This is a genomic window from Vibrio sp. S17_S38 (genome assembly GCF_014694375.1).
Classification (GTDB): domain Bacteria; phylum Pseudomonadota; class Gammaproteobacteria; order Enterobacterales; family Vibrionaceae; genus Vibrio.
The window spans coordinates 1-14,288 of record NZ_JAAUWW010000033.1 but is presented as its reverse complement, the minus strand read 5'-3'; the positions used below and the strand labels follow the sequence as shown (position 1 = coordinate 14,288).

Genomic DNA, 14,288 nt, shown 5'->3' with positions numbered 1-14,288 from the left:
AGCTGGAATATTAGAAATTAGCAATAGCTGAGCAAATAAGTGGATCAATATTAAAACGGTGAATTTTTAAAAAAGTGGATCAGATTTCAACTGGTGTTGACATGAATCATCAGCTTTAGATTTTTGGAATGCAACTACAGGAGCTAATTTACCAGCATCCCCCATGTCAATGTTATATCGAACAGCAGCATTGTAAGCATAATCAAGCGCTGATGTGTCATTGCCGAAAATATAAGCCGCAGATATATCAAAGTTACCGACCGTATTTTGATATTGGAGAGTACCATCTTGACGGAACACTTGTACTGCTGTTTTATCAACCATGCCTGCTTGACGTGCCATAGATACATCTGAAGTTGCAAACACATCACCAATATCAGTAAACATGATCAAACCAGAATCAACACGACCGCCTTTTAATTTACCATATTCATGCCCATCGATCCCCACCCATACATAACGTGCAGTGAAATCAGAAGAATCTGGATTAAGTGAGTTCGCATATTCAGCCGCACCAACTTGATACTGTGCCTGACCAATCACATCAGCATGTTCGTTGATAGTTTGAGAGCCACTAAGGCCAATACGCCCATCAAATAAACCACGTGTATCTTGGTCATGAGTGCCTTTATTCGTGATGTTGTACCCTAAACGGCTGTATATATTAACGTGTGATCCATCTTCTGCTTTATAAATTTCAGCTGCATTTGCTGCTGTTGAGAGAAACAGCGCAGGAATCAGTGTCGACAATAGTAACTTTTTCATTATAAACCTTTAATTATTATGCTGACTTAACGAGCTTTAGCCCATTAAATACGAAATACTTATCTAACGCCTTTTATTTTTCAATGTAAATAAAGTCTAAACGCGACAATAAAATAAAATCAACCAATTGATAAATAAAACAAACGTCAAATTAAGACTAATAAAACCAGCCCTAAATATGTTGGAACGGTGCTACGTTAAGGCAAAGTTATGGCTTACGCCAAATCATTTTTATAAAAGGAGTCATAAAAGTGACCAAAACCCAATAAAACATCGTACAATACGGACAAATAAAACAATAAACCACCCAAATGGTAACAAATTAGCAACTAGTTTATTTCCATCGCAAATTAATATTAAAAGTTAAAATCTATCAAACAATATGAAGCATATTTTCCAACTCACCATATTAAGGATTTATTGTTTCCTCTCTTAAAATAGGTCACAAATTAAAGCGGAAGTTCTCTTCAGAAGTAAATGATACGCATAAAAAAGCCTCAGAAAGAGGCTTAGAAGAAGCTTATAACAAAATTATTATCTATGGGATAACATCGACCTGAGCATTAAACCAAGTAAATACCATCGTTTTCGATGCGAATTTTCCCAGCCTTATATAAACCGCCGATAGTCTTCTTAAAAGTCCCTTTACTGGTTCGAAATACGGTAAAAATAGCTTCAGGTGTTGATTTATCACTTAATGGTAAAAAACCACCTTTTGTCTCCAATACATGAATCACTTTTTCACTCAAGTCATCCATCTTTGCGATTCCAATTTTTTGTAGTGATAGATTAATTCGTCCATCATCACGTATTTCTTTTATGTAACCTTTCAAACGCTTACCAACAAATAACTTTCCAAATACATCCGATTTAAAAATCACACCCCAATGTTTCTCGTGGATGATCGCTTTAAAACCAAGATCTGTACGTTCAGCTATCAATAAGTCAACCTGATCATTAATCGCATAATCCGCAGAGGTTTTATCTAATAATTTATTGAATTTGGTTGTACCAACAATACGGCCAGATGCAGAATCAGAATAAACATAAACTAAGATACTTTGTCCTTCAGTCAAAGGAACTCGTTGGTTACTAAAAGGGACTAATAAATCCTTCTTATCAATCCCCCAATCAACAAAGGCCCCGATATTATTTACGCCAACAACATGCATCATTCCCCATTGTCCAACTTGAGCTATAGGCGTTTCAGTTGTAGCAGAAAGCTGATTGTCAGAGTCAAAATACAGCATCACATCTATATCACTACCAACAACAATATTATCTGATGCAAATTTATTAGGTAACAACACAGAGCCAAAATCATCAGCATCGAGGAAGTATCCAAAATCTGTTTGTTTAGTGACACTAAGTGTATTGATCTGACCAATATTAATCATGAAAACTCTTTTATTAACGTAAATGACAAGCTAATTATACGTGATAGCTCACTACCTTGTCTGTGTTATTCATTAAAATGAAATCGAAATACTGAAAGCAGTATATGTAAGTCAAACAATTAGGTGTATTTAATCTATTTTCTTAAAAAATAAGAATAAAAAAAAGAGAGCCTAGGCTCTCTTTTTCATAATCCTAAAAACTGGTTCTAATTAAAGAGCAGCTTTCGCTTTTTCAACTAGTACTGCAAATGCAGATTTGTCGAATACAGCGATATCAGCAAGGATCTTACGATCGATCTCGATAGATGCTTTCTTAAGGCCATTAATGAAACGGCTGTAAGATAGACCATTTTGACGAGAAGCAGCGTTAATACGAGCGATCCATAGTTGACGGAACGTACGCTTTTTATTGCGACGGTCACGGTATGCGTATTGACCAGCTTTTGTAACTGCTTGGAAAGCTACGCGGTAAACACGTGAACGTGCTCCGTAGTAACCTTTAGCTTGCTTTAGAACTTTCTTATGACGTGCACGAGCTTGTACACCACGTTTTACGCGAGGCATTATGTCTCTCCTAAACTATTAAATAAACTAACAAAAATTAAGCGTATGGAAGCATACGTACAACACCAGCTACTTCACATTTAGGAAGGATGGAGTTAGGACGAAGCTGACGCTTGTTTTTAGTAGTACGTTTAGTCAGGATATGACGTTTTGTCGCGTGCTTAAATTTAAAGCCGCCACCAGTTTTTTTGAAACGCTTCGCAGCGCCTCGGTTTGTTTTCATCTTAGGCATGGATGAATAACTCCGCATTGTATGTATTAATCACTCTATGTGCTAATAAACATATCGGTTAATAATATGTAATTAGGGCGAATAAAACCCCTTTACCTTGCCTTTTATAGCAGATAACGAGGTTTAATTACTTGTAAGGCCGTTAATTACTTCTTTTTAGGGGCCAACACCATGATCATTTGGCGACCTTCTATACGCGTTGGGAAAGATTCAACCACTGCTAACTCTTCAGTGTCCACTCTCAAACGCCTAAGAACGTCTACGCCAATTTCTTGGTGAGCCATTTCACGACCACGGAAGCGAATAGTTACTTTCACTTTGTTGCCGTCTTCAAGGAAACCAGTCAGGTTGCGTAGTTTTACCTGATAGTCTCCGATATCAGTCCCAGGACGGAATTTAATTTCCTTAGTCTGGACCTGTTTTTGCTTCTTCTTCTGCTCTTTAGCAGCTTTGCTCTTTTCAAAGAGGAATTTACCATAGTCCATCACACGACAGACTGGTGGTTCAGCGTTTGGACTGATTTCTACCAAATCCATACCAGCTTCAACCGCTGCTTCAAGTGCTTCTTCAGTCGTGACAACGCCTACTGGCTCGCCATCTGCACCGGTTAAGCGTACTTCTTTGACGCCACGAATTTCATCGTTTAAACGATGCTGGTTTTGCTTGGCCGGTTGTTGGCCTTTTCTTCCGCCTTTAATAGGTTATTCCTCCAGATTGAGCTTACGGCTTGAGACATCGGCGTGAAGATATGAAATTAAATCTTCAACTTTGAATTTACCAAGGTCTGTGCCTTTTCGTGTACGTACTGCAACTTCTCCAGCTTCCATTTCTTGGTCACCACAAACGAGGATGTAAGGTACACGCTTTAATGTGTGTTCGCGGATTTTAAAGCCTATCTTCTCATTTCTCAAGTCCGCTTTTACTTTAAAGCCAGATTTTTGCAATTTTTGTGCAACTTGTTGCACATAATCAGCCTGTTTATCTGTAATTCCGGTGATGATAGCTTGTTCTGGTGCCAACCAAGTAGGAAAGAAACCAGCATATTCTTCAATCAAAATACCGATAAAGCGTTCAAGAGAGCCTAAAATCGCACGGTGAATCATAACAGGAACAAGACGTTCGTTACTTTCACCAACGTATGTAGCACCTAAACGACCAGGTAAATTAAAATCTAGTTGAACAGTACCACATTGCCATGCTCGGTCGAGGCAATCGTGTAATGTAAATTCAATCTTAGGGCCATAGAATGCCCCTTCACCTTCTTGAATTTCATATGGAATTTCCATCGATTCTAAAGCGAGTTTTAAATCATTCTCTGACTTATCCCAAATTTCATCACTACCCACTCGCTGTTCAGGACGAGTAGAAAGTTTAACAACGATGTTATCGAAGCCGAACGTATTGTAGACGTCATATACCATTTTAATACATTGGATCACTTCATCTTGAATCTGCTCTTCAGTACAGAAGATATGTGCATCATCTTGAGTAAAGCCACGCACTCGCATAATGCCGTGTAACGCACCCGATGGCTCATTACGGTGGCAAGAACCAAACTCTGCCATACGCAATGGCAAATCACGGTAAGACTTTAAACCTTGATTAAAGATTTGAACGTGGCCTGGGCAGTTCATTGGCTTAATTGCATATTCACGATTTTCTGAAGACGTTGTGAACATTGCATCAGCGTACTTATCCCAATGTCCAGAACGTTCCCAAAGTACACGATCCATCATTAATGGACCTTTTACTTCTTGGTAATCATATTCCGTTAGTTTTTCACGTACGAACACTTCTAGTTCACGGAAAATAGACCAACCATTGTGGTGCCAGAACACCATACCTGGCGCTTCTTGTTGCATATGGAACAGGTCTAAGTGTTTACCAATTTTACGATGATCTCGTTTAGCCGCTTCTTCTAAACGGACAAGATGATCTTTAAGTTGTTTTTTATCAGCAAATGCTGTGCCGTAAATACGTTGCAGCATTTTATTGTCACTATTACCACGCCAATAAGCCCCTGCTACATTAAGTAACGTGAAATTCTGGCAAAAGCTCATATTCGGAACATGAGGACCGCGACACATGTCGATATATTCCTCATGATGGTATAAACCTGGGCGATCATCGCGTGAAACGTTTTCATCCAAGATTGCAATTTTATATTCTTCACTACGCGAATCAAACATATCACGTGCTTCTTGCCAGCTGACGTTCTTTTTCACAACTTGATATTTGGTTTTCGCTAACGCTTTCATACGTTTTTCGATAGCATCAAGATCGTCTTGAGTTAATGAGTGCTCAAGATCAATGTCGTAATAAAAGCCACGATCAATTGTTGGACCAATCGCCATTTTTGCTTCTGGGAATAATTGCTTAATTGCATGTCCAAGTAAATGAGCACAAGAATGACGAATGATTTCTAAACCATCCTCATCTTTAGCAGTAATGATTTCTAAGCTCGCATCATGTTCAATCAAATCACACGCATCAACACGATTACCGTTTACACGACCAGCAATCGTAGCCTTTGCAAGACCAGGACCGATAGACAGTGCAACATCCATAGTTGAAACTGCGTTGTCAAATTGGCGAGTACTGCCATCAGGGAGAGTAATTACAGGCATGAATAATCCTATTACAGTGGTGCCACATACCAAGTAGCACTTGAGTTTAAAATAGTTGACCAAAAATTTAATTACATAATCATTCAGTCATAGAAAATTTATCTTCTTTATAGTCTGTCGTTCAGCTTTAGATTTTGGTACAAATCAAAATTGACAATAACGAGAAGTAAGCATCGACTTCAATCAAAAGAAGCCGGTCATTATAGCGATTTTCATAATAATTTATACCTTCTTCATTGATTTAATTTCAGCTTATTTCGACCATTTTTTAGAGCCATTTGAACTTTATTGTATTTTTTTTAACTGGACTGACCAATTTACTCACTTTGTCATATATAATCGCGGCTGTTTTTATTACCAGTAGTGACTTATGTTTTTAGACCCTTATTTCTCCACAGAAGATAACACCTTCAAATTCACTCGTGAACAAGCGAGTCATTTTGCTAAAAAAGTAGCCGGTGACTTTAATCCTATCCACGATGAAGACAGCAAACGTTTCTGTGTGCCGGGTGATTTATTATTTGCCATGCTGCTTCAACAAAAAGGCATCAGCGAAAAAATGAGCTTTCGTTTTTCAGGTATGGTTGCTGATGGTGTTCCACTACATATTGAAGAAACCAATGAAAATGACATTGCCCTATTAGACAATAAAGGCAAAGCCTATCTGCATATGCATCATGAAGGTGATGTTTGTACCAATAATATTTTCATTGAACATGTTGTCACTAATTACGTTCAATTTTCTGGCATGAATTTCCCACACATTATGGTGCCATTAATGGAAGAGCAGCAACAGATGTTCAATTGCCAACGTCCATTAGTTATATATGAAAGTATGGACATTGAATTTTCTCGCTTAGATCTCACTCACCCTGAAGTAGAATTCTCCGGAGCAACTTTCGATGTGAATGGTAAACGTGGTGTGGTCACACTCAACTTTGCCTTTAAAGAACAAGGTGAGATTGTCGGCCGCGGAGTCAAACGCATGATCGCCACAGGTTTAAAACCATATTGTAGTGAAGAAATTAATTACTTTGTCGATATTTTCAATACTCGTAAAGATGCCTTTTTAGCAAGTAAGTAGTTAAAGCATCTCGATTTGAAAGCTAAAGAATTCATCTTCTTTAGCTTTTTTATTTTCTAACATATCCCTTATTTAACCTTATGTTTGACTCACATCCCAACTACTAACATTTCATTAACAAACAAGTATTCGGCTAACAAATTATCGTCTATTATTTAAGCCGATTTGGAATATTCCTCTCGGTTCTTAATTTTAAATAATTTTTTCTTGCATAATATGATGTACTGATTAGTATATCCGGCTAGTGACAATTAATGCAGTATGGAAGCATGACTATTCAAATTAGCGCGATTAATAAATTCTACGGTTCAACACAAGTTCTCCATGATGTGAGCTTTGAATGCCAATCAGGTGATACTTTAGTTTTGCTTGGGCCTAGTGGCGCAGGTAAAAGCTCCCTGCTCCGTATACTTAATCTATTAGAGCTACCTGATAGTGGTTCACTTCAGGTTGCAGGCACCTCATACGATTTTAATCACAATATTTCAGAAAAAGATGGTTTGAGCTTACGCAAAAAAGTCGGCATGGTTTTTCAACAATATAATCTATGGCCACATATGAGCGTACTAGATAATTTGATTGAAGCTCCAGTAAAAGTGCTAGGCATGTCAAAAGAGGCAGCTAAACAAGAAGCGACTTCAATACTCACTCGCCTCCAACTTGCCGATAAAATAAATGCTTGGCCATTACAATTATCTGGTGGTCAACAACAACGCGTTGCGATTGCTCGAGCATTAATGATGAAACCTGATGTATTGCTATTTGATGAACCAACCGCTGCATTAGATCCTGAAATAACAACTCAAATTGTTAATATTATTAAAGATTTAAGTAATACAGGCATAACTCAAGTCGTCGTCACCCACGAGGTAGACTTCGCCCGAAAAATAGCCTCCCACCTACTTTATCTAGAAAAAGGATATGTTGTAGAATACGGTGATAAATCCAGTTTTACACAACCTAAAACTGAAGCTTTTAAACAATATTTACAACATTAAATCAGCGTTTCCTTCCCTTATATAAAAGTGAGATATAAATATAATACTCACTAATAATAAGCGATTATTTAAAATAAAATCACAGATATAAATGGAGTTATACAATGAAAAAGATTTTGTTAGCCAGTGTTATCGCTTTAGCATCAACGCATGCTTTTGCACAACAAGAATTAAAATTTGCTACTGAAGCGACTTATGCCCCGTTTGAATACATGGATGATAATAATCAGATTCAAGGTTTTGATATCGATTTAGCGAAAGCAATTTGTACAGAAATCAAAGCAACATGTACTTTCCATAACCAAGCTTTTGATAGCCTCATCCCTGCATTAAAATTCAAACGTTATGACGCAGCTATTTCTGCAATGGATATTACTGATGCACGTTTAAAACAAGTCAGTTTTTCTGATGCATACTATGATAACGCTGCTGCTTTTGTTTCAAATAAAGGCAAAATTGCGGATCAGGCAGCACTAAAAGGCAAGCGTGTTGGCGTTCAAAATGGTTCTACACACCAAAGCTATTTAGTTGATCAGATGCCGGGTGTCACAGCTGTTCCATACGCTAGTTATCAAGATGCCTTTATCGATATGCAAAATGGGCGTATTGATAGTGTATTTGGTGACACAGCAGTTGTAGCGGAATGGTTTAAAAATAATGATAAGCTAACTTACGTTGGTGACCCGGTAACTAATAAGCAGTACTTTGGTAATGGTTTTGGTATTGCCGTTAATAAAGATAATCAAGATCTTGTTAAGCAACTCAATACCGCATTGAAAACGTTGAAAGAAAATGGTCAATACAAGAAAATTTTTGACCAATATTTTGGCAAGTAATTGTTAAATAAACCACTAAACGATCGGAAAAAATAATGCTTTCAGGTTACTCTCTTGCTCTGGTAGATGCGAGTTTATTAACAATTGAACTCGCGTTCAGTAGTCTTGCAGTCGGCCTTATCCTATCCGTAATATTTGCGGGTGGTGAGATGTCTCGTTTACGCGCGATTTCTTGGCCGACTACTGCTCTTGTAACTATCATCAGAGGGTTACCTGAATTATTAGTCGTTTTGTTTATTTTCTTTGGTTCCAGCCAAATCTTATTTTATGTCACTGGCGAGTATATTGAAGTTAGCCCATTCTTATCCGGTGTTATTGCCCTTTCCCTTATTTTTGCATCCTATGCAGCTCAAACATTACGTGGCGCTTTAAAAGCAGTCCCAAAAGGGCAAAGAGAAGCGGCTAATGCTCTTGGACTAGGTAAAAAGCGTGCCTTTATTCGTATCGTCTTACCACAAGCTATTCGTCATGCTCTACCAGGCTTAACTAACCAATGGCTTGTATTATTAAAAGATACGGCATTGGTTTCTTTAATTGGTGTCACCGATCTTTTAAAACAAGCCCAACTGACTTCTGCCGCCACTCACCAGAGTTTTACTTGGTATGCTACCGCTGCCATGGTTTATCTTGTGATCACATTAATAACCCAACGCATAGTGAAGTTAATTAATAAAAAATACCAATTACAAGAAAATACCATCACGATCAATAAGAAGAAAACCGGATCCAAAGCATGAATGAACAACATATTTGGCAATTATTAGAGGGTTTACAAACAAGCCTTGAACTCACCGCTGTAGCCTTACTGGTTGGTTGTATTCTTTCTCTTTTAATGACGGTGAGCTTAATTACTCAGACACCAATAATTCATTGGTTTAGCCGAGGATTAATTACAATATTCACTGGTACGCCGTTATTAGTACAAATTTTTCTAATTTATTACGGTCCAGGACAATTTGAAGCAATAAAAGAAAGTATTGCTTGGAACTGGTTAAGTCAGCCTTGGTTTTGCGCTATGATCGCCTTAGCTCTAAATACGGCAGCTTATAGTACTCAATTATTTAAAGGCGCCTTTGATGCGATTCCTTCAGGGCAATGGCAAGCTTGTCGCGCTTTAGGTATGAGCACTAAAACCACGTTAGGCGTTTTACTTCCTTATGCGATTCGCCGTGCTATTCCTGCTTACTCGAATGAAGTGATTTTAGTTTTTAAAGGCACTTCTCTTGCTAGCACTATTACTATTATGGATTTGATGGGCTATGCACAACGTATCAATGCTCAAACCTATGATACATTGACCGTATTTGGTATTGCTGGCGCATTTTACCTTACCGTAAATGGTTCACTCTCACTCATATTTAGACAAATTGAGAAAAAAGTGCTCGCGTTTGAAAATAATGGTCATTAATAGATAAAAGCTTGAATTATACGAATACAAAAAAAGCTGCCCTTGGCAGCTTTCGAACAATAAAAAGATAGATATAACTATTCTCGATTACCTAGTTTTACCATGCCTTTACTGCTAAACCATAAAACCTCACTGCGACGGCGACCAATTAATATAGGACCGTCATCAAAGAATAAAAAATTCTTCCAATGCTTTTTGAAAATAGACCACTTTGTTTCAATCGAATTATATTTTTCATAGCAGAAATAGACGGTTACATCATCTTGCCAGTCAATATGTGCAAGAACTTCTTGTGGTAAATCGGGTTCATCCGAATCCCATGCTGCAGACCAATCAATTTCATCGATCCAGCATCCCGCTTTACTTGGCCAATCAGAAGAGCTCAGACGGTCAGAGTCCGGACTCTGCTTACTAATATTTTCGATCCAGAGATGTGCAGATCGCTGTTGAGTGATAGGTTTAATATGCACTAAATCTGATTCAGGAACAGGTAATGATCGATGCGTAAATATCCATTTTCTTTGGTATTCGTCCAAAGGTATATATGCCATACAGCCCTACTTTTAAATTATTTATTGGTCTTTTAGCCAACCATTTTTAACTGCTTCTGCGACTATTTTCTGAGTTCTATCCCAGAGAACCTCTGAACCTTGTTCAATTCGAGCATTAACGGTTAACACTTGTGATTTTGCAACACCATGTTCAACCCAGCTTTGTCCATCATTGTTATAGTTCAATAACATTGGAATCAACCGATCGAGTGCCTTGGCAAATTTAGCTTCAGGGCTTTGAGCAGCTTCGAACTCTAACCAGATCGACATCAGCTCTTCGCCTTGATCCTCTGGCAACATACCAAATAAACGATGTGCCGCTTTTAATTCTTTCTCGGCTTGTACTTTAGACGCTGCGGTATCATAAACAAATGTATCACCCGCATCAATTTCTACGATATCGTGTAAGAGCAGCATTTTAACCACTTTTGCAATTTCAACAGGTTCATTTGCATGCTCTTCCATTAATAATGCCATCAGTGCCACATGCCAACTGTGCTCTGCCGTATTTTCTAAACGACCTTCTGCCGCTTTCACACGAGTACGGCGCAGAACGGCTTTGAGTCTATCCAGTTCTATTAACAACGCAAGTTGCTTATTTAAACGTTCCATCATTTATCCTCCAGAACTTTGCGGTATTTGCCAGTGCTGATTCGTTAGAGACATCAAATTGTGTGTCTGCCAACGACCATTAATTAATAGGTAATCTTCTGCAATCCCTTCATGTACAAAACGTAAATTCTTTAATACTTTTTCGCTGCGAGTATTAGAAGGAATATAAGCGGCCATGATTCTATGTATATTTATTTGCTCAAACAACCATTGGTTCGTCATCGCTAAAGCTGTTTGCATCAAGCCTTGACCTTGTGCGCTTTCAGCTAAGGCATAACCTAAATTACAAGCATAAAATGGATAGCCAGAAAAATTACTGTAATTAATCACGCCATAAATCTGAGACTCATTTTTATCTAGTAATATAAATGAAAAACTCAATTTATGTTGATGCGCTATTTTTAACGTCGCTATTCGCTTACACCAATCAGACTGAATATAAAAAGCACCATCGCGTATAGGCTCCCAAGGTTCTAGATGGGATTTATTTTCCTTATAGAAACAACACATTAACCTTTCATCACCTGAATTCAGTAATCTAAGGCTGTAATTACCCGATTGAAAGCTCATTCCTTTACACAAATCTTGATGTGTTAAAAATGATAGTGATGTCACCATTAAACTTTCCTTATCCCGTAATCACGTAGTTTATTCGCAATGGATGTATGAGAAACATCCAATCTTTTCGCTAACTTTCGACTCGATGGAAACGATTGATACAAACGCTCTAAGATTTGAGACTCATAATTTTTCATCATCTCATCTAAATTACCATCGAGATTAAACCTCGGTAGATGAGCTTCAAAAGCAGAAGCACTTGGCTGTAATTTAGGTAGTTGAAAGTGTTCAAAATTGAGTACATCTGAATCGAGTTGAGTCATTGCACGTAACACTGAATTCTCGAGCTGACGAATATTCCCCGGCCAAGGGTACAAACTTAATTGCTCCACTAAATGCTCATCATAACTTGGTATAAGTAGGCCCAGTTGTTGTGCATATTTGGCAACAAACATATTAAGTAACGGCAAAACATCACTGCTGCGCTCACGAAGTGGTGGTATTGATAGATTCAGCACATTTAAGCGATAGTACAAATCTTCACGAAAACTTCCTTCTTGAGTTAACTGTGACAATGTTTGCTTAGTCGAGGCAATGACTCGTACATCGACGTGCATTTCTTTTTCTTCCCCGACACGCCTAAACGAACCATCTTGTAAAAAGCGTAGCAATTTAATTTGTAAATGCGCGCTCATTTCGCCAATTTCATCAAGAAAAACAGTCCCTTGATGAGCTTGCTCAAAAATACCTTTATGTCCAATTTCCGTGTTAAACGTTCCCGGTGCATGACCAAACAATTCCGTCTCTGCTACATCATCAGGCATCGAAGCACAGCTTAAGACTAAAAATGAATTCTCGGAGCGTAATGAGCGGTTATGACAAGCACGAGCAAGCATCTCTTTGCCTGTTCCCGTATCTCCTTCAATCAATAATGGCTGATCGAGCATAGCCAGCTTTTTGGCTTGGTTCATCAAACGTTGGTGAGAATTAGACACACCAACAAAATGTTCAAAGCCTAATGGATTGTATTCGGATACTGCTCTGAGTTTCACTTCTGATTGAACAATTGGTTTTAGCATGACAACTGCACCTGCCAGAATTGCATCGCCTACATCAGAGTGAATCACAACAGGCATAACATCCATCAAATAGTTTAAACCTTCAATCGTAATGTTATCGCGATACCGTAAAGCGCCCTCATCGGCATGAGTTTGCTTGGTCCTTGAATCATCGTTTTCGAAGGCTTTAAACCAAGGCGCGGATTTAAGCTTTGGAATGTAATGAAAAATACTAAATGATTGTATTTGCTGAATAGTAACTTTGAATAATGCTAGCGCTGACTCATTTGCCATTTCAATCTCGCCTTTCAAGCTAATTGAAAGAATAGGATCGGGCAACGTATCTAAAATAGCGTTTAGCTCTGTTGTTTCTCGTTCGCTGGGCAAAAAAGGAATTTTACGGACATCGGTAACACCGGATATGTGGCGAATTTTTGCCATTAGGGCGCTAAACACATCAAAGTTAATATCAGGACAATTTAGATGAATAATGCCTTTAGTCGAAAACTCAATACCTCGTAAATCAACTCGATTACAAACTAACAACTCGACCAATTTTTGAGTCACATCTAAATGGTCGTTACATAAGACTTCTAACCTCACTACATACCCTTTTTAGTGTCAAGAAAAGTTGACAGCAGTGTGAGGCAAGCTCGTTATATCGTCAAGAGAAACCACTAAAATCAAACATAACATGGGTCACTATTTGGGATTGTGCACCCATTTCAGCGAAAAGCCCAATGTAAGCCGCCAGCCCTTTATTTGTAAGGGCAGACAGAGATAGCTTGTTTTTAAATACTCCTCTTAAGTCACCAGTTCTGCCACGCTATCCTCTTCCCAAGAATCTAAGTTCTCAAGCAGTTTCTCTAGAACAATATTGTCTTTCTGAATAGTAATATACCAGTAGCTCTAATCTAAGCGCTCCCACTTGGAGAAGAAATAGGTGCATTTACTTCGAGATATTTTCCTTGGAACCACTTTCGCCATCCTATAGTTTATCTTGATACATGTCCAAGTTGTCCAGTCAAAGCAACCAGAGCCCCATTGCGCCAATATTGCCTAGCCAATCTGATAGAAAAAATCATAGAGCAGGATGCCACGAAGCTACAAAACGAACGAACTGGAAACACTTAATTAACCAAATCCCGCTCCATAAGAAACTACAGTTTAACAACACGCAACAGGTTGGATTGCCCATCGGTAGCGTTACTAGTCAACTCTTCGGTAATTTTCACCTTAACAACCTTGACCACGAAATAAAACACACACTGAAGGTTAAGGGGTACGTTCGGTATATAGATGACTTATTTATCTTATCTAATTCGCTTGAAAAAATGCAAGAATGGAAAGAGCGTTTGCGCTACTTTAATGCAATTCTAGACAGCACGACTAACGTCGTTATTAAATATAGACCAAGTTGTGGGGGATGGAGTAAGCATGGTATCCATTACGCACCACTTTACACCCAACTAAAAGCCATGCAATCAACGATAAATAGCTGTCAACACCAGTTGAAATCTGATCCACTTTTTTAAAAATTCACCGTTTTAATATTGATCCACTTATTTGCTCAGCTATTGCTAATTTCTAATATTCCA

At 38.2% G+C, this 14,288-nt stretch carries 15 protein-coding genes and 1 pseudogene; 6 read left to right on the top strand and 10 right to left on the bottom strand.

The features are described from left to right. Window positions 1-108: 108 nt before the first annotated feature. From HC725_RS16135 to thrS, 6 genes and pseudogenes are all read right to left on the bottom strand, one after another. Window positions 109-765, bottom strand: a pseudogene (locus tag HC725_RS16135) (porin); the annotation flags it as partial. A gap of 563 nt (window positions 766-1,328) precedes the next feature. Further along, complete coding sequence (locus HC725_RS16130; RefSeq protein ID WP_190332885.1) at window positions 1,329-2,162, bottom strand: CvfB family protein; 834 nt, start codon at window positions 2,160-2,162, stop codon at window positions 1,329-1,331. A gap of 210 nt (window positions 2,163-2,372) precedes the next feature. Next, window positions 2,373-2,726, bottom strand: a complete 354-nt coding sequence (gene rplT / locus HC725_RS16125) for a 50S ribosomal protein L20 (protein WP_153447207.1) — start codon at window positions 2,724-2,726, stop codon at window positions 2,373-2,375. Between the two features lie 37 nt (window positions 2,727-2,763). Beyond that, window positions 2,764-2,958 carry a 50S ribosomal protein L35 gene (rpmI, locus tag HC725_RS16120; protein WP_089138142.1) on the bottom strand — a complete coding sequence of 65 codons (195 nt, stop codon included), beginning with the start codon at window positions 2,956-2,958 and terminating at the stop codon, window positions 2,764-2,766. 146 nt (window positions 2,959-3,104) lie between these two features. Beyond that, window positions 3,105-3,656, bottom strand: a complete 552-nt coding sequence (gene infC, locus HC725_RS16115) for a translation initiation factor IF-3 (protein ID WP_190332888.1) — start codon at window positions 3,654-3,656, stop codon at window positions 3,105-3,107. A gap of 3 nt (window positions 3,657-3,659) precedes the next feature. Further along, window positions 3,660-5,585 (bottom strand): threonine--tRNA ligase, encoded by a 1,926-nt coding sequence (gene thrS, locus HC725_RS16110; protein ID WP_190332884.1) that lies wholly within the window; start codon window positions 5,583-5,585, stop codon window positions 3,660-3,662. 370 nt (window positions 5,586-5,955) lie between these two features. On the opposite strand from thrS, the gene HC725_RS16105 reads away from it, so the two are divergent. The 5 genes from HC725_RS16105 (at window position 5,956) to artM (ending at window position 9,911) form a co-directional block, all read left to right on the top strand. Next, window positions 5,956-6,669, top strand: a complete 714-nt coding sequence (locus HC725_RS16105) for a DUF3581 domain-containing protein (protein ID WP_190332883.1) — start codon at window positions 5,956-5,958, stop codon at window positions 6,667-6,669. Window positions 6,670-6,938: 269 nt separating this feature from the next. Continuing rightward, window positions 6,939-7,667, top strand: a complete 729-nt coding sequence (artP, locus tag HC725_RS16100; RefSeq protein ID WP_342365961.1) for an arginine ABC transporter ATP-binding protein ArtP — start codon at window positions 6,939-6,941, stop codon at window positions 7,665-7,667. A gap of 104 nt (window positions 7,668-7,771) precedes the next feature. Continuing rightward, window positions 7,772-8,503, top strand: coding sequence for an arginine ABC transporter substrate-binding protein (locus HC725_RS16095; protein WP_190332881.1), 732 nt, complete (start codon window positions 7,772-7,774; stop codon window positions 8,501-8,503). Window positions 8,504-8,535: 32 nt separating this feature from the next. Beyond that, entirely contained in the window at window positions 8,536-9,240 is a 705-nt protein-coding gene (gene artQ, locus HC725_RS16090; RefSeq protein ID WP_190332887.1) for an arginine ABC transporter permease ArtQ, read from the top strand. After that, window positions 9,237-9,911, top strand: a complete 675-nt coding sequence (gene artM / locus HC725_RS16085) for an arginine ABC transporter permease ArtM (RefSeq protein WP_190332880.1) — start codon at window positions 9,237-9,239, stop codon at window positions 9,909-9,911. The genes artQ and artM overlap by 4 nt, the downstream gene beginning before the upstream one ends. Window positions 9,912-9,988: 77 nt before the next feature. Here the strand turns inward: artM and HC725_RS16080 are convergent, their stop codons facing one another. The 4 genes from HC725_RS16080 to tyrR are packed head-to-tail and all read right to left on the bottom strand — an operon-like array spanning window position 9,989 to window position 13,293. Beyond that, window positions 9,989-10,462: a DUF2947 domain-containing protein gene (locus tag HC725_RS16080; RefSeq protein ID WP_190332879.1), complete on the bottom strand. Its 474-nt coding sequence runs from the start codon at window positions 10,460-10,462 to the stop codon at window positions 9,989-9,991. Between the two features lie 21 nt (window positions 10,463-10,483). Beyond that, window positions 10,484-11,074 carry an HD domain-containing protein gene (locus tag HC725_RS16075; protein WP_190332886.1) on the bottom strand — a complete coding sequence of 197 codons (591 nt, stop codon included), beginning with the start codon at window positions 11,072-11,074 and terminating at the stop codon, window positions 10,484-10,486. Between the two features lie 3 nt (window positions 11,075-11,077). After that, window positions 11,078-11,692, bottom strand: a complete 615-nt coding sequence (locus HC725_RS16070; RefSeq protein ID WP_190332878.1) for a GNAT family N-acetyltransferase — start codon at window positions 11,690-11,692, stop codon at window positions 11,078-11,080. Next, a complete protein-coding gene (gene tyrR / locus HC725_RS16065) occupies window positions 11,692-13,293 on the bottom strand; it encodes a transcriptional regulator TyrR (RefSeq protein WP_190332877.1) in 1,602 nt (533 codons plus the stop codon). The genes HC725_RS16070 and tyrR overlap by 1 nt, the downstream gene beginning before the upstream one ends. 404 nt (window positions 13,294-13,697) lie before the next feature. Here tyrR and HC725_RS16060 point away from each other — a divergent pair, with 404 nt between their 5' ends. Next, the gene (locus HC725_RS16060; RefSeq protein ID WP_238928555.1) at window positions 13,698-14,225 is read left to right on the top strand and encodes an RNA-directed DNA polymerase; all 528 of its coding nucleotides are present in this window, start codon (window positions 13,698-13,700) and stop codon (window positions 14,223-14,225) included. The last annotated feature ends 63 nt before the right edge of the window (window positions 14,226-14,288 follow it).